The organism is Streptococcus varani, from assembly GCF_001375655.1.
Classification (GTDB): Bacteria; Bacillota; Bacilli; order Lactobacillales; family Streptococcaceae; genus Streptococcus; species Streptococcus varani.
In genome coordinates this window covers 100,847-125,857 of record NZ_CTEN01000003.1, presented here as the reverse complement: position 1 = coordinate 125,857, position 25,011 = coordinate 100,847, and the positions used below count along the sequence as shown (strand labels likewise).

Sequence of the window (25,011 nt, the reverse complement as noted above, 5' to 3'; positions counted from 1 at the left end):
GATGTCCAAGCAATTATTTGAAAATTTCACTTTAAAATCTGGTCTTGAACTGAAGAACAGAATCCTTATCTCACCAATGACGACCCAGTCAGCTTATTTTGATGGGAAGATTCCACACGAGTTGGTTGACTATTACGCCCACCGTTCTGGTGAGGTTGGAGCAGTTATCGTTGAATCTGCTTTTATTGAAAACCATGGTCGCGGTTTCTATGGTGCAGTAGGAATTGACAAGGACGATAAAATCCCTGGTCTAGCTAAACTTGCAAAGGCAATTCAGGACAAGGGTTCAAAAGCCATCATTCAGATTTACCATGCTGGTCGTATGGGCTTCCCAAATATGAACGAAGGGAAAAATCCAGTTTCTGCATCGCCAGTTGCAGCTCTTCGTCCGGGTGCTCCGATACCTACTGAACTCAATCACCATGAGATTTTAGATTTGGTCGACTTCTTTGCTGAAGGGGTTCGCCGTGCTATCAAGGCTGGTTTTGATGGAGTAGAATTGCACGGAGCAAATACTTACCTCTTGCAACAATTTTTCTCACCACACTCAAATCGTCGCCAAGATGCCTGGGGTGGTACCATTGAAAAACGGGCTAAATTTCCGATTGAAGTCGTCAAGGCAGCCAAGAAAGTCATTGAAGAAGAAGGCTCTAGGAACTTTGTACTCGGTTACCGTTTCTCACCAGAAGAATTGGAAGAACCAGGTATTCGCTTTGAAGATACCATCTATCTCTTAAATGAATTGGCTGAATATGATTTAGATTATTTCCATTTTTCAATGGGGATCTATAGTCGTAATTCTATTGTTGATGCTAGTGATCCAGAGATGCTCATCAGTAAATACAATAAAGTCAAATCAGGAAAATTGGCACAAACTCCTATCATTGGTGTTGGTGGGATCATGCAGAAAGAGGATGCAGAAGGAGCCTTAGAAGCTGGTTATGATTTGCTTGCAGTCGCTAAAGGTTTCTTGGTGGATCCAGATTGGGCTACTACCGTCAAAAAAGGAGAAAAAGTACAACCTTATGCAGATGTGAAGGACCGTGAAGCCCTCTTTATCCCAGAACCTCTATGGGATTTCATGGATGAGTCTTTCTTTTTGGTTAAGGATGTTGAAACTGAAAAAGCCAAGGAAGCTCGTTTAGAAGAGTTGATGAGTAAACCACTCGAATTTAAGGCTGGTCAATACCATGTGACAGCTCATGGTCACAATAATGAATTGCCAATGGTTGTAACCTTCGATAGTCATCAGATTACTGCCATTGAAATTGACAGTGCCGATGAATCAGAAGGTCTATCCGACTTAGTGTTTGAACGGATTCCAAAACAAATCATCGAATTCCAAACCCTCAATGTTGATGCTGTATCCGGAGCATCATCAACCTCACAAGGGGTGATTGATGGTGTCTCTGATGCTGCTCGAAAAGCTAGTGGACAGGATGCAGTCGATGTTCTCAAGGCCCGTCAAAAGCCAGTCATGGAAAAATCAACTCAAGTGCTTGAAGAAGAAGTAGATGTGGTTGTTGTCGGGGGCGGTGCAGCAGGTATCGCAGCATCCTTACGTGCCGATGAACTGGGTCTCAAGACAGTTTTGGTTGAAAAACTGAGCTTTATCGGTGGTGCCATTTCTGTCTCTGGTGGAAATCAGGTTGTTATGGGCTCAAAACTTCAAAAAGCAGCTGGTGTGACAGACGATACACCAGAATCAATGTTTGATGATTTTATGGCTAATGGTAATGGGCAAAATGTTCGTTCGCTCTTGACCCTATTGACAGAGAATGTTGGACAAGCGACTGACTGGGTTCATGAATATATCGGTGTCGAATATGATACAGAGACAGGACTCCATGTCCTAGCTGAATATGCCAAGGATCGGGAACTAGCTTACGCCCATGGTGGTCATGGATTTGCGGCTTCCATTCGTGCAAAAATGGCTGCTTCCAATGTTCAAGTCTTACTGCAAACTAAGGCAGAAGAACTCTTGACAGATGGAAAAGGAAATGTGACTGGTTTAGTAGCCATAGAAGAAAATGGAACAACTCACCGCATCAAGGCAAAAGGTGTTATCCTAACAACAGGTGGCTATGGTAATAATAAGGATATGTTGCCAGATGAGCTAAAAGATGTTCTCTTCTATGGTACCAATTCCTCAATGGGAGAAGGTGTGCAAATGGCACAAGCTCCTGGTATCGATGCTGCAACACGGATGATGAATCTTGGTAAGATTTATCCAAATGGTTTGGAAGTGGCACCTGGTAAAGCAAAATCAACTATTGATGGAAATCTGCGTGTCCTCAAAGAAAATGGCTTACTTCTAGATGGTCAAGGAAAACGTGTTGTCAATGAACGGGCCTCCAACCATGATATTCTGGAAGTTCTTCTGGAACAAGAACCAAAAATTCTCTACTTGCTTCTTGACCAAAAACATTTTGAGAGTTTCCGTGAAGGGATTGCCGAAGGTGGTATTTCATCTGCTGAAGTTGAAAAATGGTTGGACAGTAACGGTCGTGAAACACCTTACCTCTACCACGGCCAAACTCTGGCAGAGCTAGCTGATGTGGCTGGTATTGATGCTGCAACCTTAGAAAGTACGGTTGCTCGTTATAATGATTTTGTCGCTAAAGGTGAGGATGAAGATTTCCATCGTGAACTTCGTTTCCTCCAAGTGCCTGTTGGTGCTGGTCCATATTACTTGATTGAGCAAAAACCACGCTTTGCAACCACAATGGGTAGCTTGGTTGTCAATGATAGTCTTGAAGTTGTTAATACCAAAGACAGTATCATCAAAGGTCTCTATGCCGCCGGTGAAGTAGTTGGTGGTGTGATGGGGACAGACTCCCCATCCGGCGCAAATAATGCATGGGCATTAACTTCTGGTAAATTAGCTGCAGAACAGATCGCGGAAAAGTAAGTTTCTCTCAGATCAAATAACAAGATGAAAAAAGGCTAACGAAAAACTCAAATCCCAGCCGATCTTTGACAATTGAATACTCTAAAAAAGGTATAGAATCAACTTGTTTGATAAGCTGATTCTATACCTTTTTTGAGTTCTGGATTTTTTTGCTTACTTCTGTTAACTTTCTTATTTCTTATTTTTTCAAATAGTCCTTCATTTCTTCTAAAGGAATTTGATTGATGGCTGCGGATCCTAATTTAGGCACGATAATGGTCTGGATAGACTTGCCTCGAGCCTTTTTATCATGAGTCAAGGCCATATAGAGGTCATCCGTGTTCCAGGGTTCATGAGAAGTCGGAAGACCAAATTTTTGGCACATGGTGATGATTTGCTCGGTGATTCCTGCCGGCATGAGTCCTTTTTTTTCTGCGACTCGGGAAATCTGAACCATCCCGATTACCACGGCTTCCCCGTGCATGACCTGGCCGTAACCGGCTGTAGACTCGATGGCGTGTCCGATTGTATGTCCGAAGTTTAGATGGAGTCGGAGGCCCTTATCCAGTTCATCGGCCACCACAATTTTTCGCTTGACCTCGCAGGAACGATAAATCAGGCTTTCAGCATGCTCCAAAATTGACTCAGGAGAACCGTCCATATCTTGAAGTTCCTGCCAGAGCTCTAGGTCTTCAATCAGGCCATATTTGATGACCTCTCCCATGCCTTCGATCAGCTCTCGTTGTCCGAGAGTATGAAGGGTAAGAGGGTCGATGAGGACGCCATCGGGCTGATAGAAACTTCCGACCATGTTCTTTGCAAATGGTGTGTTGACCCCAGTCTTTCCACCAATGGAGGAGTCTACCTGAGCTGTCAAGCTGGTTGGAATCTGTAAGAAATGGATTCCCCGCATGTAGGTTGAGGCAACAAAACCAGCCAAGTCTCCAACAACACCGCCACCAAGTGCAATGATAGCATCGCTTCGAGTCATATCATTTTTGACCAAAAATTCATAAATTTGCTGGCTGACTTCTAAACTCTTGCTAGCTTCCCCTTCTGGAAATTCGAAAAGAATGACTGGGAAACCGGCTTCTTCCAAACTGGATGTGACCCTTTGAGCATAGAGGGGACCAACCTTATCGTCTGTCACAATGGCAATCTTTTGCGGTTTCCAGAGGCTGGCCACCCATTGTCCGGTCTTGATCAAACTGCCTTTTTCAATAACTAAATCATAGGGATGATGGGGTAGATTAACTTTCAATTGCACAAAATCACCTGCTTTCTCTTTCCATGCATTTTATTTGCTGTATTTCTCTTCCAAGGCAGCCCAAATTTGGTCTGTTGGCATTTTTTGTCCAGTCCAAGCCTCAAAGGCTTCAGCCGCTTGAAAAAGAAGCATGCCCAATCCATTGATGGCTGGCAATCCCTTACTGCGGGCAAATTGTAAGAAGGGAGTCTCAAAGGGTTGGTAGATGACATCAGCGATTTGGATTCCCTCAGGAAAGACCGTATCTTCTCGCAAGAGCATGGACTTTCCATTCATGCCGACAGAAGTAGCATTGACCAATAAGTCTGACTCCATGATTTTTTCTTGAATGAGCTCCCAATCTTCAACTGGAAATACCTCTAGCTTGACGCCAGTTGCAGCAGCAATTTTTTGAGCTTTTTCGATTGTCTCTTGCAAATATTGGCTTTGGTTGAAAATGTTGATTTTTTTAGCACCGTTTAAGGCAGCTTGAGCGATGATGGCTGTACCAGCACCACCAGCTCCCAAAATGGTCACTGTTTTATCTTTGACTTGGAAATTGGCATAGGTTTCCAAACTTCTAAAGAAGCCAATTCCATCTGTGTTGTGGCCAGTCAATTTTCCATCCTGGTGGATAACAGTGTTGACTGCTCCAATCAGCTTGGCGGAATCCGTCAGCTCATCCATATAGGCCATTACGGCTCGTTTATAGGGCATGGAAATGTTGATACCAAACATATCATAGCGTTTGATATTGGAAACAGTAGCTTCTAAGTCACTCTCAGGAATATCCCAGGCCACATAAACCCCATTGATGCCAGCCTTGTCAAAGGCATAATTATGGATAAAGGGGGAAATGGAGTGTTTAATAGGTCTGGCAACAACTGCAGCTAAACGTGTGTGTCCATCAATTGGCATAGATTTTCTCCTCTGAACGGTGTTTGGATTTTTATTTGCTAGTCTGATAGATTTCCTCAATCAGTTCCTGTGTTTTGTCCCAACCTAAACATGGGTCTGTAATGGATTTACCGTAAACATCTGGATTATCCTGGCGACCATCTTCGATATAAGACTCGATCATAAAGCCACGGACATACTTGTGGATGGATTCATTCCAGGCACGGTTGATGAGGGTTTGGCGGACAATGCGAATTTGTTCCAGATAATTTTTACCAGAATTATCATGGTTGGTGTCGATAATGATAAAAGGATTCTCTAGGCCGAAATCCTGATAGAGTTTAATGGTTTCGAGCAGATTGTCATAGTAGTAGTTGGGGAGGTAGGATCCGTTTTCGTTTGTGGCACCACGGAGGATAACATGAGCTAGCGGATTACCAGAAGTTTCTACTTCTGAGGCATTGAAGAGGAAGGATTGCTTTTTCTGAGCAGCAAAAATTCCATTAAACATGACCTTGAGGTTCCCAGAAGTCGGATTTTTCATACCTGTAGGTACATCGATACCAGAAGCGACGAAGCGGTGTTGTTGGTTTTCTACTGAACGAGCTCCGATAGCAATGTAGGAGACCAAGTCATCCACAAGGGATAGATTTTCTGGATAAAGCATTTCATCAGCGGTTGTCAAGCCAGTCTCACTAATCACGCGATAATGCAAATTGCGGACAGCCTTAATTCCATTAATTAGACTTGGTGCAGCATCTGTATCTGGTTGATGCATGAGTCCCTTATAGCCATCACCATTTGTTCGTGGCTTAGCGGTGTAGACTCGCATTACCATGAAAATTTTGTCTTTGAACTTTTCCTGAAGTTTAGCTAGACGATGGGCGTAGTCCAAGACCGCCTCTTCATTATCGGATGAACAGGGTCCTATGACCAAGAGTAGGCGGTCATCTTCACCCTTTAGAATGGCTTCTAATTCTCGGTCTCGCTCCTCTTTTCGAGCGAATGCAGCTGGACTCAGCTTTGAGTGTTCCTTAACATCTTCAATATTGATTTGCTCACTGATTTTCTTAAACATGGGTCATCTTCCTCCTAATTTTCTCCATAATAGATTGGGCATATTATAGCACTTTTTTCAAAATATTCAAACAATTTTGGATATAAGTCACAAATGACATATATAAGAGGGTCTACAAAATAGAAAGTGGTGTATAATAAGGATAAAAAATAAGGATAGGGAGATATCTTATGTCACGAAAAGTAGGAATTATTGGCATGGGCCATGTTGGCTCAACAACGGCTCATGGTTTAATTGCCCAGGGTGCCTTTGACGATTATGTCTTGATTGATACCAATGAAACAAAAGTTACAGCGGATATGACTGATTTTCAAGATGCTGCAATGAACATTCACCATCATGCCAATATCATCATGAATGATTATGATGCTTTGGCAGATGCAGACGTGGTTATTTCTGCCTTGGGGGATATTGCTCTTCAGGACAATCTAGATGCCGATCGTTTTGCTGAATTGATCTTTACTGCTAAGCAAGTGCCTCTTGTAGCTGAAGAGTTAAAAAGAGTTGGCTTTGCAGGAGTCCTCATTGTCATCACCAATCCGGTCGATGTAGTTACCAGCCTCTTCCAGCACTATAGTGGCTTACCCAAGGAGCGCGTAATTGGCACGGGAACACTTTTAGATACGGCTCGTATGAAACGGGCTGTTGGACAGCATTTTCAGGTCAACCCTCGCAGTGTCTACGGTTATAATTTAGGAGAACATGGCAATTCTCAATTTACAGCTTGGAGTCAGGTCCGCATTAAGGGTCAGTCTATTGTTGACATTGCTCCAGTAGAACTTTTAGAAGATTTGGCTAAGGAATCGATCATGGGCGGACATAGAGTTTTTTATGGTAAAAAATACACCAGCTATGGCATTGCTTCAGCGGCTATTCGCCTAGCTCTAGCAGTTGTATCAGACAGCTATGAAGAACTACCTGTTTCCGTCTACTATGAAAAATACCAAACCTATCTTTCTTATCCAGCCATTGTTGGTCGGCAAGGGATTATTGAACAGGTTCAGCTTTCTTTGACTGAGGAAGAAGAAGCTAAATTAGAAGCTTCTGCCAATTATATTAAGAAAAAGTTCGCAGAAACCCTATCAAAATAGAAAGAAAGGCAGAAATTGTTAGAAATTTCTGCCTTTTTATGGTAAACTATTGCAATAATGTAAAATATCAAGTCGGAAGGGTGTGGTCTAGCAGATGAAATTAGAAACGAGTTCCCCAGGTTTAAGGGGAAATCTTCGAGTGCCGGGTGACAAATCTATCAGCCATCGTTCTATTATGTTTGGCTCTTTGGCAAAAGGTGTCACTAAAGTTCACGGTATTTTACGGGGAGAAGATGTTCTTTCTACCATGCAAGTATTTCGAGATATGGGTGTCCAAATAGAAGATGATGGACAGATTATCACCATTCAAGGTGTTGGCTTTGATGGATTGAAAGCGCCTGATAAAGAGTTGGATATGGGCAACTCAGGGACCTCTATTCGCTTGATTTCAGGTGTCTTAGCCGGTCAGGACTTTGATGTGGTCATGTTTGGAGATGACAGTTTATCCAAGCGTCCTATGGACCGTGTAACGCAACCTCTCAGTCAGATGGGAGTTGAGGTATCTGGACAAACAGATCGTCACTTTCCACCTCTTAAAATGCACGGCAACAAGAATCTCAAACCTATCCATTATCACCTTCCTGTGGCTTCAGCCCAGGTCAAATCAGCTCTTATTTTTGCAGCCTTACAAGCTGATGGGGAGTCAATTATTATTGAAAAAGAAAAGACCCGTAACCATACTGAGGATATGATTGTTCAATTTGGTGGGGAAATTGATGTGGATGATAAGGAAATCCGCATTTCTGGTGGCCAAGAATTGACTGGTCAGGAAGTGGTCGTTCCTGGTGATATCTCCAGTGCAGCCTTCTGGTTAGTAGCTGGACTAATTGTACCAAATTCTAAAATCATTTTGGAAAATGTCGGCATTAACGAAACGAGAACAGGTATTCTAGATGTTATCCAGACTATGGGTGGCAAGATGACCATTTCTCAGGTGGATCAAGTCGCTAAATCAGCAACCATCACAGTGGAGTCTTCGGACTTACATGGAATGGAAATTGCTGGTGAAATCATTCCCCGTCTCATTGATGAACTGCCGATTATCGCCCTTTTAGCCACACAGGTTGAGGGAACCACTATTATCCGCGATGCGGAAGAGCTCAAAGTTAAGGAGACAGATCGCATCCAAGTGGTGGCTGATGCTCTTAATTCTATGGGGGCAGATATTACCCCGACTGATGACGGAATGATTATCAAGGGTAAGACAGTCCTTCACGGTGCTAACATCAATACATTTGGCGATCACCGCATCGGGATGATGGCTGCCATCGCAGCTCTCTTAGTTACGGATGGAGAGGTTCAACTAGAGAGGGCTGAAGCCATTAACACAAGCTATCCAAGCTTCTTCGCAGATTTGAAAGGACTACAAGATGACTAAAATTTTACTAGGCTTTATGGGAGCAGGAAAAACGACAGTAGCAGGACATTTGGATGGAAATTTCTATGATATGGACACCATTATTGAAGAAAAAATCGGTATGACTATCTCTGAATACTTCGCCAAATTTGGTGAGCCGGCCTTTCGTAAGATTGAATCGGAAACCTTGGAGGAGCTGCTTGCTTTGGAAGGTGACAATATCATTTCAACTGGTGGTGGGGTAGTTATTTCTGAGAAAAATCGAGAACTCTTGCGCAAAAACCGTAAGTACAATGTTCTCTTGGCTGCATCTTTTGAAGTGTTGTATGACCGAATTCTTCACGATGAAATCTATCAACGTCCTCTTTTCTTGAACAATTCAAAAGAGGATTTTCATGGAATTTACGAACGCCGCATGGGTCTATACGAAGGGTTATCAGATCTAATCATCAACACAGATAATCGTTCTCCAGAGGAAATTGCAAGGTTAATTAAATGTATGTAGCATATCTGGGGCCGAGAGGCTCCTTTAGTCATCATGTCGCTCAACAGGCTTTTCCTGACGCAATTTTACTGGCATTTTCTACCATAACTGAAGTCATCAAAGCCTATGAGTCTGGCCAAGTGGATTTTTCGGTCATTCCTATTGAAAATTCAATCCAAGGTCCAGTCCATGAGAGTTTAGATTATCTTTTTCATCAGGCGGAAATTCATGCGGTGGCAGAACTAGTTCAGCCGATTGCCCAACAGTTGCTGGCACTTAGCAAGGACAGACCGATTGAGGTCATCTATTCTCACCCTCAAGCCATCGCCCAAGGAAAACAATACATCCAGGAACATTACCCGCATGCTAAGGTGGAAATCACAGCAAGTACAGCTTATGCAGCACGGTTGGTTGCTGAATACCCAGAAGAAGCCTATGCTGCGATTGCGCCACATGCTGCGGCAGAAGAATATGGTTTACAGGTCATTGCCCAAGATATCCAAGAAATTGATGAGAATTTCACTCGTTTTTGGATTTTTGGGAAAACTGCTCCAGAGATTAATTTGTCCAGTAGAGAAAAGAAGATGTCCCTAGGATTAACCTTGCCGGACAATCTTCCTGGTGCTCTCTATAAGGCCATGTCGGTCTTTGCTTGGCGTGGGATTGACCTGACTAAGATTGAAAGTCGCCCTCTCAAAACAGCGCTTGGTGAATATTTCTTTATCATTGATATCAATTATAACCAGCCTGATTTAGTCCAATTTGCCCTAAAAGAATTGACAAGCTTAGGAATTTCTTATAAAATTTTAGGGAGCTACTTGGTTTATAAGGCCAAGTAGAGAAAAGGAATTGATATGACAAGAAGTAGAGGCAACCTCAGTCATCATGAGGAATTGCGATTAGATTATTTACGAAAGAATATTTATTATCTCAATGATAGTGAGATAGAAGAACTTGATTACTTAGAGGAAAGACTTCAAGGGTTCGTTCGACCTTCACGGAAAGCTAGCCGCCCAAAAACAACTTATTCGGAATTACCTTCTTACCGAGAAGATCATGCACGTAAATATGAAAGTTATGATGCTTATCCTGATGAAGGGGATATTCTACCTACTTATCCAAGAGAAGAGCGTCGTCGTAAAGTAAAGGGACCTAAGAAAGAGAAAATTAAAAAGCAGAAAGTCAAGAAACAACTTCCTGTTCGAGAAATCTTGGCTTCAGATACAGTTCAAGAAGAAAAAGTCAGAAAACCTCGTAAGAAAGTCAATTGGTTTAAACGGATTTTTAAAATCATCATCTGGGCAATTTTGCTAACTTTGATTGGTTTGCTTTTCATGTTTATCAAGGGCTATAGTAGTATTGAACATAAGGCGAAACCGGAAACTTTCCAAGGCCAAGCTGCTCGTGATGGGGTAAATATTCTGGTCCTTGGTACAGATGGTCGCGAGCAGACTTCTGGTGAGGGGATCCGAACAGATTCTATCATGGTGGTTAACATCAATAATTCAGATAAAAAAATCAAGATGGTTAGCTTTATGCGGGATACTCTGATTAATATTCAAGGCAATGATTATAAGCTCAATTTGGCTTATGAACTTGGTCAGCAAAATGGCAATAAGGGTGCGGAGAATCTGAGAGAGGTTTTGGAGGAATTTTATGGTATTGAAATTCAACACTATGTCATGATAGACTTCTCAACCTTTGCAACGGCTATTGATACCGTGTTCCCAAATGGTGTTGCCATGGATGCCAAATTCTCTACGATTGCTGGTCAAGCGGTCTCCTCGGTTGAAGTCCCTGATGATTTGGGCTTTGCTTCAGGAGGTAAACCCTATCAAACGATTCAAGTTGGAAAACAGCAGATGAATGGTAAGACTCTCCTCAACTATGCTCGTTTTCGGTCAGATGATGAGGGAGATTTTGGTCGTACTCGTCGCCAGCAAGAAGTGATGGCAGCCATCATGACACAGGTCAAAGATGCAACCAAACTCTTTACGGGTTCGGAAGCTCTGGGAAAAGTTTATGCTTTAACGCCAACTACCATTTCACCACTTTTTATGATTACAAATGGCCTTCCGGCAGCACTTGATGCTTCAAATGGTGTTGTCCAAACGACGGTCCCTGAGATGGGTGATTGGGTCGATGCTTATGATGTCTATGTTGGATTAGGATTGGAAGTTGATTTTGTCAAGTACAAAGAGCGACTGGCAGAACTTGGTTTCCGCTAAAACTAGTCTTAAATATGATATAATGGAGTGATGGAATCACTCCTTTTCCTTTTGGGAAAAGAGAAATTGATTCGCTAGAATGAGGAAAAATATGTTACAAAAAAATGATATTGTAGAAGTTGAAATAGCAGACTTGAGCCATGATGGGGCTGGGGTTGCCAAGGTAGATGGTTTTGTCTTCTTTGTTGAAAATGCCCTTCCTGGTGAGACCATCCGTATGCGGGTGCTCAAATTGAAGAAAACAATTGGTTTTGGTAAGGTGGAAGAATACCTGACTAAGTCAGCTTATCGCAATGAGGATGTGGATGCGGCTTATTTACGAACAGGGATTGCTGATTTTGGGCATTTGGTATATAGCGAGCAACTCAAGTTTAAGCGTAAGCAAGTGGTAGATAATCTCTACAAGACAGCAGGGATTGCCAATGTCGAAGTGGCTGAGACTATCGGCATGGAAAATCCTTTGGCTTATCGCAATAAGGCTCAGGTACCAGTTCGCCGTGTCAATGGTCAGCTGGAGACGGGATTTTTCCGTAAAAATTCCCATGATCTTATGCCCATTGAAGATTTTTATATCCAGGATAAGGAGATTGATAGGCTGATTCTATTTGTCCGTGATTTACTGCGTCGTTTTGACATCAAGCCTTATGATGAGGTGGAACAGACAGGGCTCATCCGAAATTTGGTGGTCCGTCGTGGCCATTACTCCGGTCAAATCATGCTGGTCTTGGTAACAACACGTCCAAAAGTTTTTCGTATGGAGCAGATGATTGAGAAGATAGTCGCTGAATTTCCAGCGGTCACATCGATTATCCAGAATATCAACGACAAGAATACCAATGCTATTTTTGGTTCAGAATTTAGTACCCTATATGGCTCTGACAAGATTGAGGACACTATGTTGGGCAATACCTATGCCATTTCAGCCCAATCTTTCTATCAAGTCAATACCCTTATGGCGGAGAAACTCTACCAGACAGCTATCGATTTTTCAGAGTTGACAGCAGAGGATGTGGTTATTGATGCTTATTCTGGCATTGGAACCATTGGGCTGTCTTTTGCCAAGTCGGTTAAGGCAGTTTATGGTGTAGAAGTCCTTGAACAAGCCGTAGCAGATGCGAAAAAAAATGCTGAACGCAATGGTATCACCAATGCCCACTTTGTTGCTGATACAGCTGAAAATGCCATGGCAGAGTGGAGCAAGCAAGGAATCAAGCCAAGTGTCATCTTAGTGGATCCACCACGTAAAGGCTTGACAGAAAGCTTCATCAAAGCATGTGTAGCCATGCAACCAGCTAAAATTACCTATGTTTCTTGTAACCCAGCCACCATGGCGCGTGATATCAAACTCTATGAAGAGTTGGGATATCAGTTGGAGAAGGTACAGCCAGTTGACTTGTTTCCGATGACTCATCACGTGGAGTGTGTTGCTTTGCTCGTAAAAGCCTAGAAACCTTTGAACGAAAGGGATAGTGAAAAGCCTTGGTATCAAGGCTTTTTGTCGTATAGAGGGGTAAGTATCAGAGTGAGAGTACAAGTTGAATGAGTAGGCTTGATAACTTGGGTGACGTAGAATCTATTTCCATAAACCCTAAGGGGGTACGTGTTTGTTTCCATTGATAAGGGTTTGTGGGAATAAACGTACCCCCTTCAATCACTGCTCTGGTCTGGAGAGAAATGGAAGACATTAACTGTGTATATGATATAACAAGTCTTATCACGAAATAAACTTATACTTCGTTTACAAATGCGATTATCTTCTGCTATAATTGTACATATAGGAGAGTACTATGAAACGGTTGTTTAAATGTTTAGGAGTGGTAGTTCTATTCGCTCTACTCTCATACGGCTTTTATTATCTATCACGTTTTGAAGAGGATGTTGGCGAGAGGACTTATCATGATAAGAAAACAGAGCTTTTTCATCAAAATCCAGATGTCTATGCTTGGTTAAGGGTTGAAGGCACAAAGATTGACTATCCTGTTGCCCAACACCCGACAGAGGATAGCTATTACCTGTCTCATGATTTGGACAGAAATGAGACTTACTATGGTGCGATTTTTACAGAGTTGGTGAATACCAAGACCTTCAATGATTCTGTAACGATTATTTACGGTCATGCCATGGTTGATGATTCTATGTTTGGCTCCTTGGATTATTTTGCGGATCGACAGTTTTTCAAAGACCATACCCTGATAACGATTGATACTATAGATCATCACTATGAATATGACATCGTAGCCGCACACCCTTATGTAGATGACCACCTCTTTCAAAGTTTCCAGCTAGGGACGAGAAGTGGCTTAACCCACTACCTTGACACCCTAAAGGAACGAGTAGAGACCAATGGTGGCTCTTACAGATTCTTGCCGATTGAAAAAGACAAGGACAGATTTTTAATCCTTTCGACATGTGATGCTGTGAACAATAATCAACGCTATGTCGTTACTGCTCGTTTAAGAACGATTACAGAAAGGACAGATACATGATACACAAGATGAAACTTTCCAGATTTTGGAGGCTGTCTCTGAGTTTACTGCTGTTAGGAATAGGTCAGCGACTGATGTATACAGGAGTGGTCTCTCCTTGGGCTAGAGACAGGGGCTTGCCCGTCCTTCTACTAGTACTAAGCCTAGTTGCCCTTGTCTTAGGGATAGCGTTGCTCCTTCCTTTGCTTGTTTGGTTTTACAAGCTCCATCGGTCTGATAAGCGATTGCCCAAGCTGATCTTAGCCTATCTTCTAACTGCTGTTACTTTAGGTTTCATCATTGGTGGATTCGGTCAACTGTTGTATGACCATACCAGCTTTGCCTACGATGCTGTGCGGATAGGTGTTTGGACAATGAGTACCATCGTTCAAAGTGTCCTAAAGGTCATTTTGTGCTTTGGCCTAGTCAGTATTCATAAGAATTTGCCTATTAGGGAAAGACGGAACTGCCTATGGCTACCATTAGTAGGAGTGCTCATGGAATCTATTTGTATCGTTCTTCTCAACTATTGGCTACCGACTGTTGGTTCAGTCCTTGCGTCAGTCATTGATGCGATCGTACTGATTGTCACCTTGTATTATTTTAGTTACCTCGTAAAGGAGACATCCAGATGAAACGACTTCATAAGTTAATGAATGCCCTTGTGTTACTGGCCCTGCTTGTTTCCAATAGCCCAATTATGTATGCCGAGGAAATCGGTCAGGCTATTGAACAATCTCAAGCAGAACAAGCTCATCAGGAGGCGGTAGAAGAAGCCAAGAGCCAAACCGTTGGTTCTGAGAATGCTAATAAGGAAACGGCTGATGCCTCTAGTGCAACACCCGAATCTTCCAAAGATGAGGGCGATGCCATCCAACAACCGAAAGTTGTGACAGGAGAGAGTGATGCGGAAGTAGAACTCAAACAGAAATATGGAGAACCTGTAGCGGTCAGTGGACAAGAACAGCTCTACCGTGTGGATGAGACCCATTTTGTGACCCATATTGGTAGTGACATCAAGACCTATGTGGACCAAGACGGGGTAGAAGTCCCCGTTGACTTGTCCCTGTATTCCTATCATGCCAACGGCAACCACTACTATCTGCCTAAAGAATCCCCAGTTGGAGTGGTGCTACCAAGTGAGGTCAAGGAAGAGACGCCGATTGATGTCATTCATCAAGATGAGAAAATCTCCCTCTATCCTCTTGAGACAACCTATGACAAGGCAACGGTTGAACAAAATGCGATTTTGTATAACAATGTCGAAGGCAAGACCGATGTCCAGTACACGGTTCAGTCTAACGGAGTCAAAGAAGAAATCGTCCTTGCCGAGTGGAGAGGCAAGAACCGCTTTACCTATGGGCTAGACGCTGGAAGCTACGATGTCCACCTTGAAAACAATCAAGTGCTGGTTCGTGAGAAAGGAAAAACCAAGATTCTCTTTGTCCTGACAGCCCCTATCATGGTGGACGCAGCTGGTGAGACCAGTCAAGATGTGACCCTAGAGTTGAGTGAAAAATCTGGGAAATACCAAGTGACCGTCGTCGCAGGTAAAGACTGGCTTTCTTCCAAAGAGCGCCAGTACCCTGTACGGATTGACCCGACAGTCACCGTTCCGCGGGAGAAGATTTTAAATGCGGTAACCAGTACAGTCCATGGGCGGTACTTAGGACTTGGCTATGGCTATGTCGGCTATATGACCAATTTGATGATTGGGGTTCCAGCTGCTAAGGACATCGGTCGCTCTCGGATCTACTTTAAGATTAACTATGATTTTAAACAGAACATTCCTTCCGAAGCTCGTATTGATAGTGCAACCCTCAACCTCTATCAATACACCTCCCCTGGTAACACGGGGACACAGTTTGGTGCCTACCGTTTAACAGAAGATTTTGATATTCATACGATTACGTGGGATTCTTCTGTGACGATTGGTCGTGAGATTGCGGGTGAGAATGCCATTAGTGCCAAAGCGACACCAGCAGAAGACTATAAGAAAATGCATCGCTTTGACATTCGTGAGACTGTGAATGGCTGGGTTCAAGGCACCTTTCCTAACCATGGCTTGGTGGTCGCTGCGACTGATGAAGGGGCAGACGGCGGTGCTTTCTATACGACCGAAGCCACCGCAGAAAATGCGGGTCAAATTGGCTTCACCCCCGACAAGGCACCTAGTCTGACGATTAACTGGTCTGTGCCAGACCCTGTAGATGTGAATTACCTGATAGGCAACACGACGATTAACCTCAGAACGATGGTCAAGACCGATAAAAAAGGTCGCCTTGAATTCCAAGGTGTCTTTGCGGACGGTTTGACCACACCAGGGGCAACTGTTAGCTATGGTTTGAGTGATGCTTCTAAGGATTATAAAGGAGACAGCACCGCTAGCTTCTCCTATAAATATCCCAATACCAGTACCTTTGAGTCTGTCTTTGAAGCTGGTACAACCGAGTACCGTGATAAACTATCCAACTGGCAGACGACAGTTCCTTTCACAGAACCAGAACTGAATGTGGTTTATACGATTGATGCGGAAAGTAAGAAGGATAATCAAACAAGCGGGAAGAAATCCAGTGATACCTTCCTGATTTACAAGGTCACCCAGTATGACACGCTTCCTAAGATCGCATCCTACTACGGTGTCCCCCTTAATCAAATTGCCTATGACAACCGGATTCAGGATATGTTGGTGGTCAAAAACAACACCCTCTTTATCCGCAATCCGAGAAAGAATGCCAATAAGCCCTATAATCCACCTGCCTTAAATGATGATGTAAAAGCAGATGTGGATAAGCTTTTGATGGGACGGGGTCTCCACTGTGAGTTTGGCTTTGAACCGATTAACCTGAACACAGGTAACTTCTATCTAGAACGGGTGGATGTGTCTATCCCTGATATTGATGGCGACTTTGAAATTGCCCGTTCTTACAACTCGAAGGCTGCAGGTATCAATAGTCTCTTTGGTCGTGGCTGGAGTTTTGCCTTTAACGAGCAGATTTCAAGTGATGAGAACCAAAATCTTTACTATACTCGTACTGATGGTTCAGTTGTTCCATTCACCAAAGACGGCGATAGCTACAAGGCTCCAGCAGGCTATGACCTAACCCTCCAAGTCAACACCATTGACACCAAAGACGGGGACTTTGGCGGTGAAGAAAAGGAAAAGTATGAGGTCAAAGAGTACCGCATTACTGATACAGACAACCAAGAAAAAGTCTTTAATTTCCACGGTCTCTTAACCAGTCAGACAGATGAAAAGGGGAATACAACTCAATTTGAGTACAATGAAAACTTCCAGTTAACCAAGGTGACCTCGCCAACTGGTCTTGTCTATGGCATTACCTATAATGAAGCAGGCTACATCGGTGCTATCCAAATCCCAAATGGGTCTACCCTATCCTATGAATATGATGACAATGGCTACCTGACCACCTATACCGATGCGACGGGTGTGCCGACTCGCTATGAGTACGATGACAGGGGACGAATGACAGCCTGGTATGACGGCAATGGCACCAAAGTCATTCAGAATGAGTATGATGACCAAAACCGTGTAACCAAGCAGACGGACGGTACAGGAGCGGTCTCAACCTTAGCTTATAGCGATGGTCAAACCGTCACCACAGATGCCAATGGCAACCAGACCACCTATACCTATGATGACCAATACCGGACAACAGGTATCACCTACCCAGATGGGACAAGTGTTTCTAAAACCTATGATGCTAATAACCGTCTCGCAAGTGAGACCAATGAACTGGGTCACACCACTAGCTACACTTATGATGAAAATGGAAATGTCTTGACCGAAACCCGCTTTGACGGTGCGACCAAGACCTCTACCTATGATGAGAAGAACAACCTCTTGTCTATCACAGACTTTGGTGGAGATACCACCACTAATGAGTATGACAGTAAGAGTAACCTCACAAAGACAACCCTTCCAGATGGAACAATTATTTCCTATACGCATGACAAGCAAGGTCGTATCCTGTCTACGACAGATGCGCTAGGGGCTAAGACGACTTTTGTCTACGAGGGGGCTAATCTGGTCAAAGTCACCAACCCACTGGGTGGGGAAAGCACCTTGACCTACAATGCCCACAACCAAGTGACAGGCATCACCAACCCTCGTGGCGGTACAACGACCTTTACCTACGATGCGGAAGGCCGTCAGCTCAGTGAGAAAGATGCGGATGGTGTTGGAACAATCCATACTTTTGACCAAGCAGGTCAAGTTACAGGTGTGACGGAAGGCAATGGCAACACAACGACCTTTACCTATGATGCCTTTGGTCGTAAGATTGGAGCTTCAAATGGAGAAGGAGGCAACTATAGCTATTCCTATGACGGTGTGGGTAACCAACTTTCTGTGACAGATGCGGAAGGCCATACCACCACCTATACCTATGACAGCCGTGGTCGTCTTTTAACAGAAACCGATGCGACAGGTAAGACAATCACCTTTGTCCGTGATGCTTTGGGCCGTGTTCTTAATCGTACAAACGAAGCAGGTCATACTAATAGCTTGACCTATGATGACAGGTACAATGCCATCAAGACTGTGACAGATGCTTTGGGGCAGGTCACAGAAAACACCTATGATGCCTCTGGTTACCTGACGGATGTGACTTACCCAATTGGAACAAAGACCAACACGACATACGATGTTATGGGTCGTGTCCTATCTTATACCGATGAATCAGGTCAGACCGTCTCTTACACCTATGACGCAGTAGGAAATAAACTGACAGAAACCAAAGGTGATAAGACAACTAGCTATAGTTATGATCAGTCTGGTAATGTGACATCTATTACCTACCCAGATAAAACGAGTGTGTCTTACACCTTGGATTCTATGGGCAATATCCTGTCTATGACAGATAGCCTCGGTCGTGAAACCACCTATGAGTACAGTCCAGCAGGTCGTCTCATTGCGACCACCAATGCCTTAGGTCACAAGACAAGCATGACCTATGACGCCAATAGTAACCAGAATAGTGTCACTGATGCGGCAGGCTATACGGCGACAACAACCTATACCGGTCAAAATCAAATTGCTAGTATTACAGACGGTCTTGGTAACACGACCACCACATCTTACAACCAGATGGAGCAGCCAAAAGAGATTGTGGATGCCTTAGGTGGTAAGACGACTTATGTCTATAATGAGTTGGGATATCCGATTGAGCAGACAGATGCCAATGGTCATGTGACCAAGATGCGCTATACAGAGACTGCTCAACTCAAGGAAGTGACCCTGCCAGATGGTTCGACCATTACCCAAGAGTATGACGCTTTGGATCGTCTGATTAAGCAAACACATTCCAGCGGTCTAGTGACAGAATACAGCTATGACGCCGCCAACCGTGTGGTGACTAAGAAAGATAACCAAGACCTGAATGAGTCCTACACCTATGACAAGGCTGGCAATCGCCTGACCTTGACCAATAGCCTTGGAGAGGTAACGACCTATAGCTATGATAGTGACAATCAACTAAGCAAGGTCACCTATGCGGACGGGACCAGCGAAACCTTTACCTACGATGTCATGGGGCATGTCGCAACGTCAACCGACCAAGAGGGCAAGACCAAGATCTATCATTACGATGAGAATGGCAATCTGACCAAGATCGTCGATCACCTCAAGCGGGAGACAACCTATACTTATGACGTCCTCAACCGTGTGGTGACAGAGACCGATGCAGAAGGCCACCAATCAACCTATGAGTATGATGTGCTTGGCAACCTGTCCAAGCTGACAGATGCCAATGGGAATAGCTCCAGCTATGGCTATGATGCCAACCAACGCTTGGTGCTCTACACCGATCCAAATGGACAGGTAACAGCCTTCACCTATGACCCATTGGGACGGGTGGTGGAGACAGTCGCACCGACTGGCGCCAAACAAAGCTTCACCTATGATGCGGTCGGTAACCGTCTCACTGAAACCACAGGAGAAGGGCACACGACCACCTTTATCTATGATGCGATGAACCGTCTGTCCAGTCTCAAACGCCCAACAGGTGGCGAGACGACCTATGCTTATGACAGGACAGGTAGCCTTTCTAGTGAGATCGACGCAAACGGACATACTACAACCTACACCAATGACCTCTACGGTCGCACCACCAAGCGGATCTTGCCAAATGAGGCGATCTACACCTATGCCTATGACGCACTGGGTCGCCTATCCCAGCAGACAGGTCCACAAGGTCTAGCGAAGAGCTATACCTACGACCTAGCTGGTAACCTGACCAAGGAAACCGACCAGTCAGACAGAACGAATAGCTATACCTATGACAAGGTGGGACGTCTCTTAACCGCCAAGAATGCCCTTGACCTTGAAACGAAATATAGTTATGATGAGGCGGGTAACCTTGAGAAGTTGACCAGTCCATCGGGAGCAACCACCAGCTTTAGCTACACCACTCTTGATCAGCTTAAGACCATCAAGAGTCCGACAGGTCGAGAGATTGCCTCAAGCTATGACCCAGTTGGTCAAGTGACCAAGCGTACCGTTAACGGCAAGCGGGAGACCAGCTATACCTATGACCCGAATGGGAATCTCTTAGAAGAAATCAATCCACTGGGTCAAATAACCAAGCGGACCTATGATAGTCTCAATCGCTTGACCAGTGAAAGTGATACGGCAGGTCAACTAACCCTCTACACCTATGACCATGACAACAATGTCACCAAGGTCATGAATGAAGCAGGTGGTCAAGCGACCATGACCTATGACGGCAATGGGAATTTAACTAGTGTCCTATCTGGTAGTGAGCGCATCAAGACTTACACCTATGACCTCAAGGACCAGTTACTTTCAGCTACCCAAGGGACTGGGGATAAGGCGTCTACCTCAACCTACACCTATGATAGTGTGGGGAATGTCACCTCTATTACCAACGGAAACGGTAAGGTTACAAAATACACTTACGACCAGCTCTCCAATGTGGTGGAGCGTATGACCGCTCTTGGAGATAAGGAGACCTATAGCTACAATATCAATAATCAGCTAGAGAAAGTCACCAAGGCAGACGGTCAGACGATCAGCTATGACTATAATAAGCTGGATCAACTGCTCAAGGTAGACTACTCGAAGAAAGAAGATGGTCAAGTCCTCTATACTTATGATAGCGATGGTCGCCGTGTCTCTATGAGTGACCTGACAGGTACGACCAACTACGAGACCAACGATGAAGGGGAGATTACAGGTGTCCGTCAGGGAGACGGTAGTCTGATTCAATACGACTACGACGACTTTGGTAATATCAGCCAGATGACCTACCCAGACGGCAGCACCGTTTCCTACACCTATGACGAGCTAGACCGCTTGACCTCAGTGACCGATGTTAAAGGGAAGAAAACGACCTATAGCTACAATGAAGCAGGAGACATGACGGAAGTCAAACGTGGGGATGGGACCAAGAACTTCTTGATCTATGACAAGGCGCACCGAGTGACCGAACTCCGTCATGTGGACAAGAAGAATAAGCTGATTTCTAGCTACACCTACGAGTACGACGATGGCAACTACATCACCAAGGAAACGATCACGCAAGATGGGGAAACCCTTGTTCAAGCCTATACCTACGATACCCTAGGTCAGATTGAGACCATGACAGTATCTGACAAGGCTGGTAAGGAACTGTCTACGCTCACCTACACCTACGACTTCGCAGGAAACAAGCTGACCAGCACAGAAGAAGTGGACGGGAAGAAAGAAGAGACCCGCTTCACTTATGATGATAATAACCGTCTGACCAAGCTGGAGAACAAGGATGCCATAACGACCTATACTTACGATAAGAATGGCAATCGGATTTCTTCCAAGAAGAATGATGAGAAGCTAGATTACATCTACGACACGGAGAACCGCCTGCTTGCGGTTAAGGACAAGGAGGGTCTTCTCATGGCAGCCCTCTATGACGGTGATGATAATCGGGTCTTTACCGCTAGCCGTAAGGAAGGTAAGAACACCTATCAACTCTTTAGACGAAAAGAGAAGAAGAAATCGCCACAAACGTCTCCAAATGGGGAAGAGCCATCTCTCTTCTGGTATGGTTTTAGCCAGAATGTCCTTCAAGCTTTATCAAGCTTCCCACAGACGGTAGGCTCTATCTGGCATCACATTTTTGACGATGTCTCAACTGCCTATCACAAGAAAGTGGCCAAGGACAGAGCCAACGACGAAGGCTTAGTGGTCAACCCACCAGACATAGGGAATCTCCCGGGTGAGGGGGAAGTGACCTATGCGTCAGAGGTGAAAGATGTCCTCATCCCATACACTACGAGAGAAGATACCTTTAACTATTACGAAGAGCGTAACTATATCAACGATGTCAATCGGGAGCACACCGAGGTTCTTCAGACCTATGACCGTGAGCTAAAGGCAAGAGAAACCTACTCCTATGGTTATGGTCGATCTTCCTACCTCAATAATGAGACAGGCAAACACTATCACTACCTGACCAATCAAGCAGGTTCTGTGACAGGTTTGACCCAAGACGGCAGTTCAGTTGCCTCAAGTAGCTACAGTCTCTATGGTTCTACCACAAAAACGACAGATGATACAGGAAACCCGTTTGCCTACAATGGCGAAGCCCGTGATGTCACAGGACTTGACTATTTACGAGCAAGGTATTATGATAGCAGTGCTGGAACTTTCCTCACTGAGGATTCCTACCAAGGTGAGTTGACGGATCCACTGAGTCAGAATCTCTACAGTTATGTCCACAATAACCCTGTCAACTACACCGACCCAAGTGGACACTTCTGGAAGAGTATTAAGAAGGCGGCAAGCAAGGCTTGGAACGGTGTTAAGAAGGTAGCCAGCAACACTTGGAATACGGTGAAACGAGCTGCGACGAATACCTGGAATGCGGCTAAGAGTGCCTATAACAAAGCAGTTCATTGGGTTGGTAACAAGGTGAATCAAGCCAAGCAGTGGGTAGGTCAGCAGTGGAATAAGGCCACAAACTGGGTTGGCCAACAAGTCAATAAGATTTACCATGCAGGGCAACAAGCTTATCATAGTGCAAGCAACTATGTCCAAGCTCAGTACCAGCAAGTGCAGGCACAAGTTCAAGCCCAGCGCCAACAAGCCGTTCGAAATGAGTATGCGCAAGCAACTGGCATTAAGGGAACACCGAAAAGTCGAGAAGGTACGAATCTATTTCGTAACTGGGGTGCAGCCCTTGCCAAGACCTTGAAGCATGTGTGTACGACAGCCAAGAGGGTTGGTAAGCAAATTGTAAAAGCAGCTAAGAAGATTGACTGGAAGAAGGTTGCGATTGTGGCAGTGGCAGCCGTTGCGGCGACAGCAGTTACCGTTGCGACAGCTGGTGCGGCAGGTCCACTTATTGCGGCAGGCGTTAGTGGTCTAGGTTTAAGTGGTGCAGCAGCAACTGTTGTGACAGCGGCAGCGGTCGGAGCAACAGCCGGAGCAGCAGGAGGAGCAGTTAGCGGTCTCACCACAAGCGTTCTTTCAGGGGACAAACCTAAAGATATTATCAAGAACACTTTGAGCGGAGCTTGGAATGGCGCTATATCAGGCGCTATGACAGGTGGTCTGCTTGGAGGTTTCGGCGTAGCAACGTCATCCGTCAGCGGTTCAGCAGCACGCTATGCGGTCGATACTCTTGGGGAAACCGCCGTTGATACCATTGTGGATGCGGCACAAGGTGGTAAAGTCACCCCAGCAAGTATTGCGACCAGTCTTGCCATTAATGCGGTGTCGGAAGGTATCCCAGCACGAAGTGCAAAAGGTGCCAAGGCAGATGTCAATACTAGTAAGCCTAAAGGTGGAGATGTCCAAGTTAAGAAGACTAAATCATCTACTAATGTGGAATCATCTGATGATATGCGTCAGAGAGTTCTTGAGAACATTGAAGCAAGTAAAAAAGCTAGAGATAATTCTAATTTTGATGAACATCTTCGTCGTGAAGCCAAGGTAAAACAAGATATTAGAAAGCAGCAAGTTTTAGAGGCTAATAAAGCCAAAGGTAGAGCTTTTGAAATCGAAAAATTTGATGAATTTAAGCAAATATCAAGCAATGCTCAAGAACAGATAACTATTGTTACAAAAGATGGAACTAAGTTTAGGACGGATGCAATTGGACATGATAGTGCAACAGGAGATTTAATTCTTCAAGAGTATAAATCATCAGCAACTGCTAGGTTAACTAAGAATCAAGAAGATGGATTCGAACAACTATTTGAAAATGGGGGCCATGTAGTTGGTAAGGGCAAGGGAGACTTTACTGGAGGTTTCTTAATATCTGCGGGAACGAGAGTGCAGGTGATTAGACCATGATTAGTAAAAAAGAAACTAAAATATATGTAAATAACACTATTAAACTCATGAAAAAAGAATATGGATTCAATAGTAAAATTGGTGTACTATTTAAAATGGTTGAACAGTACTTTTTAAGCATCAATATATCTGTTTCCGGTTTTGATACTCCTAAATTATCAGTAAAAGCTTATATAAAACCTTCAATAATAGATGATTTATTTTGGGATGTTTTCAATATGGAAGATAATAAAAGTCAACCACTTAGTTTAAAAGCTGTAGGAGCGTTTAAATTTGATTCTTTACGTTTTTATGACCGTTCAACATATATTGAAGAAGGAGACCAAGTTATACCCTATATTGATAGTGAAATAAGAATAATTATTGATATTGCTAATGATATTGCATCAAAATATAAAACATTAGAAGAGTTTTGTTCCTATTCTAAAAATGTATTAAATCCAGGGTTTTATGATATCAATTTGATGCATATGCTAATTAAAATCCATAATTTAGAATATAGTGCAGCTAGAAGAATAGCAGAAGAAAAAATAGTGTCTCATGAAAAAGGGCGTTTTGCCCAAGGCAATAAGTATATATATGATTATGTTGTTGAGTATTGTTTGGAAAAGGAGAAAGGATGAGTATTACTGATTTAGAAAAAATAGATGGTGCAGGTATCGATAATGAAAAATCGGATAGACTAAATTTAATGATTGCAGATAATCTTGACTGGGTGGAGTACGATATCCATTTAGAAATTCTTACCGATAAACTAAACAATTATTATAACTATATAAAATCCAAACAATATTTGAGTAATTGGTCAGGTATTAAGGAGTTTATGATAATTATATATTTTAAATATGCTCCAAATGATGTTGCGAATACTTATTTAAAAAAAGTTTCGGAACAATTGAAGGGGGAAAATATTTTCATAAAATTAGTAATTGATTAAGAAATATACCTGTCTTGCTT

Annotated in this window: 15 protein-coding genes; 12 read left to right on the top strand and 3 right to left on the bottom strand. The window is 43.7% G+C overall.

Annotated features, from left to right (window positions below; translation table 11 throughout):
• Position 1: 1 nt before the first annotated feature.
• Positions 2–2,911 carry an NADH-dependent flavin oxidoreductase gene (locus BN1356_RS06680; protein WP_093650633.1) on the top strand — a complete coding sequence of 970 codons (2,910 nt, stop codon included), beginning with the start codon at positions 2–4 and terminating at the stop codon, positions 2,909–2,911.
• Between the two features lie 178 nt (positions 2,912–3,089).
• On the opposite strand, the gene aroB is transcribed toward BN1356_RS06680, so the two are convergent.
• From aroB to BN1356_RS06665, 3 genes are read right to left on the bottom strand one after another with little or no spacing between them, the layout of a single operon-like run.
• Entirely contained in the window at positions 3,090–4,157 is a 1,068-nt protein-coding gene (gene aroB / locus BN1356_RS06675; protein WP_093650632.1) for a 3-dehydroquinate synthase, read from the bottom strand.
• A 30-nt stretch (positions 4,158–4,187) separates the two neighbouring features.
• Entirely contained in the window at positions 4,188–5,054 is an 867-nt protein-coding gene (locus tag BN1356_RS06670; RefSeq protein WP_093650631.1) for a shikimate dehydrogenase, read from the bottom strand.
• Between the two features lie 31 nt (positions 5,055–5,085).
• The gene (locus BN1356_RS06665; protein ID WP_093650630.1) at positions 5,086–6,111 is read right to left on the bottom strand and encodes a 3-deoxy-7-phosphoheptulonate synthase; all 1,026 of its coding nucleotides are present in this window, start codon (positions 6,109–6,111) and stop codon (positions 5,086–5,088) included.
• Positions 6,112–6,281: 170 nt separating this feature from the next.
• On the opposite strand from BN1356_RS06665, the gene BN1356_RS06660 reads away from it, so the two are divergent.
• The 11 genes from BN1356_RS06660 to BN1356_RS06610 all read left to right on the top strand — a co-directional run bounded on the left by BN1356_RS06660 (position 6,282) and on the right by BN1356_RS06610 (position 24,991).
• A complete protein-coding gene (locus BN1356_RS06660) occupies positions 6,282–7,202 on the top strand; it encodes an L-lactate dehydrogenase (RefSeq protein ID WP_093650629.1) in 921 nt (306 codons plus the stop codon).
• Between the two features lie 94 nt (positions 7,203–7,296).
• A complete protein-coding gene (aroA, locus tag BN1356_RS06655; protein WP_093650628.1) occupies positions 7,297–8,580 on the top strand; it encodes a 3-phosphoshikimate 1-carboxyvinyltransferase in 1,284 nt (427 codons plus the stop codon).
• Entirely contained in the window at positions 8,573–9,064 is a 492-nt protein-coding gene (locus BN1356_RS06650) for a shikimate kinase (protein ID WP_093650627.1), read from the top strand. Before aroA ends, BN1356_RS06650 begins: the two co-directional genes overlap by 8 nt.
• Positions 9,055–9,882 carry a prephenate dehydratase gene (gene pheA / locus BN1356_RS06645; protein WP_093650626.1) on the top strand — a complete coding sequence of 276 codons (828 nt, stop codon included), beginning with the start codon at positions 9,055–9,057 and terminating at the stop codon, positions 9,880–9,882. Before BN1356_RS06650 ends, pheA begins: the two co-directional genes overlap by 10 nt.
• A 15-nt stretch (positions 9,883–9,897) precedes the next feature.
• Positions 9,898–11,271, top strand: a complete 1,374-nt coding sequence (locus BN1356_RS06640) for an LCP family protein (protein ID WP_093650625.1) — start codon at positions 9,898–9,900, stop codon at positions 11,269–11,271.
• 91 nt (positions 11,272–11,362) lie between these two features.
• A complete protein-coding gene (gene rlmD / locus BN1356_RS06635; RefSeq protein WP_093650624.1) occupies positions 11,363–12,718 on the top strand; it encodes a 23S rRNA (uracil(1939)-C(5))-methyltransferase RlmD in 1,356 nt (451 codons plus the stop codon).
• A gap of 340 nt (positions 12,719–13,058) precedes the next feature.
• Positions 13,059–13,757: a class B sortase gene (locus BN1356_RS06630; RefSeq protein ID WP_093650623.1), complete on the top strand. Its 699-nt coding sequence runs from the start codon at positions 13,059–13,061 to the stop codon at positions 13,755–13,757.
• 182 nt (positions 13,758–13,939) lie between these two features.
• Complete coding sequence (locus BN1356_RS06625) at positions 13,940–14,371, top strand: hypothetical protein (protein ID WP_245620315.1); 432 nt, start codon at positions 13,940–13,942, stop codon at positions 14,369–14,371.
• Positions 14,368–24,054, top strand: coding sequence for a DNRLRE domain-containing protein (locus BN1356_RS06620; protein WP_093650621.1), 9,687 nt, complete (start codon positions 14,368–14,370; stop codon positions 24,052–24,054). Before BN1356_RS06625 ends, BN1356_RS06620 begins: the two co-directional genes overlap by 4 nt.
• On the top strand, positions 24,051–24,677 hold the full coding sequence (locus BN1356_RS06615; protein WP_093650620.1) for a hypothetical protein: 627 nt from the start codon (positions 24,051–24,053) through the stop codon (positions 24,675–24,677). The genes BN1356_RS06620 and BN1356_RS06615 overlap by 4 nt, the downstream gene beginning before the upstream one ends.
• Positions 24,674–24,991 carry a DUF6572 domain-containing protein gene (locus BN1356_RS06610; protein ID WP_093650619.1) on the top strand — a complete coding sequence of 106 codons (318 nt, stop codon included), beginning with the start codon at positions 24,674–24,676 and terminating at the stop codon, positions 24,989–24,991. Before BN1356_RS06615 ends, BN1356_RS06610 begins: the two co-directional genes overlap by 4 nt.
• Positions 24,992–25,011: the final 20 nt, after the last annotated feature.

Excerpts from the sequence above, each read along its gene's own strand:
- BN1356_RS06680 (WP_093650633.1), top strand. The coding sequence starts at position 2 with ATGTCCAAGCAATTATTTGAAAATTTCACTTTAAAATCTGGTCTTGAA.
- BN1356_RS06640 (WP_093650625.1), top strand. The coding sequence starts at position 9,898 with ATGACAAGAAGTAGAGGCAACCTCAGTCATCATGAGGAATTGCGATTA.
- aroA (WP_093650628.1), top strand. The coding sequence starts at position 7,297 with ATGAAATTAGAAACGAGTTCCCCAGGTTTAAGGGGAAATCTTCGAGTG.
- BN1356_RS06615 (WP_093650620.1), top strand. The coding sequence starts at position 24,051 with ATGATTAGTAAAAAAGAAACTAAAATATATGTAAATAACACTATTAAA.
- BN1356_RS06630 (WP_093650623.1), top strand. The coding sequence starts at position 13,059 with ATGAAACGGTTGTTTAAATGTTTAGGAGTGGTAGTTCTATTCGCTCTA.
- BN1356_RS06670 (WP_093650631.1), bottom strand. The coding sequence starts at position 5,054 with ATGCCAATTGATGGACACACACGTTTAGCTGCAGTTGTTGCCAGACCT.
- BN1356_RS06610 (WP_093650619.1), top strand. The coding sequence starts at position 24,674 with ATGAGTATTACTGATTTAGAAAAAATAGATGGTGCAGGTATCGATAAT.
- BN1356_RS06660 (WP_093650629.1), top strand. The coding sequence starts at position 6,282 with ATGTCACGAAAAGTAGGAATTATTGGCATGGGCCATGTTGGCTCAACA.
- BN1356_RS06650 (WP_093650627.1), top strand. The coding sequence starts at position 8,573 with ATGACTAAAATTTTACTAGGCTTTATGGGAGCAGGAAAAACGACAGTA.
- BN1356_RS06620 (WP_093650621.1), top strand. The coding sequence starts at position 14,368 with ATGAAACGACTTCATAAGTTAATGAATGCCCTTGTGTTACTGGCCCTG.
- rlmD (WP_093650624.1), top strand. The coding sequence starts at position 11,363 with ATGTTACAAAAAAATGATATTGTAGAAGTTGAAATAGCAGACTTGAGC.
- pheA (WP_093650626.1), top strand. The coding sequence starts at position 9,055 with ATGTATGTAGCATATCTGGGGCCGAGAGGCTCCTTTAGTCATCATGTC.
- BN1356_RS06665 (WP_093650630.1), bottom strand. The coding sequence starts at position 6,111 with ATGTTTAAGAAAATCAGTGAGCAAATCAATATTGAAGATGTTAAGGAA.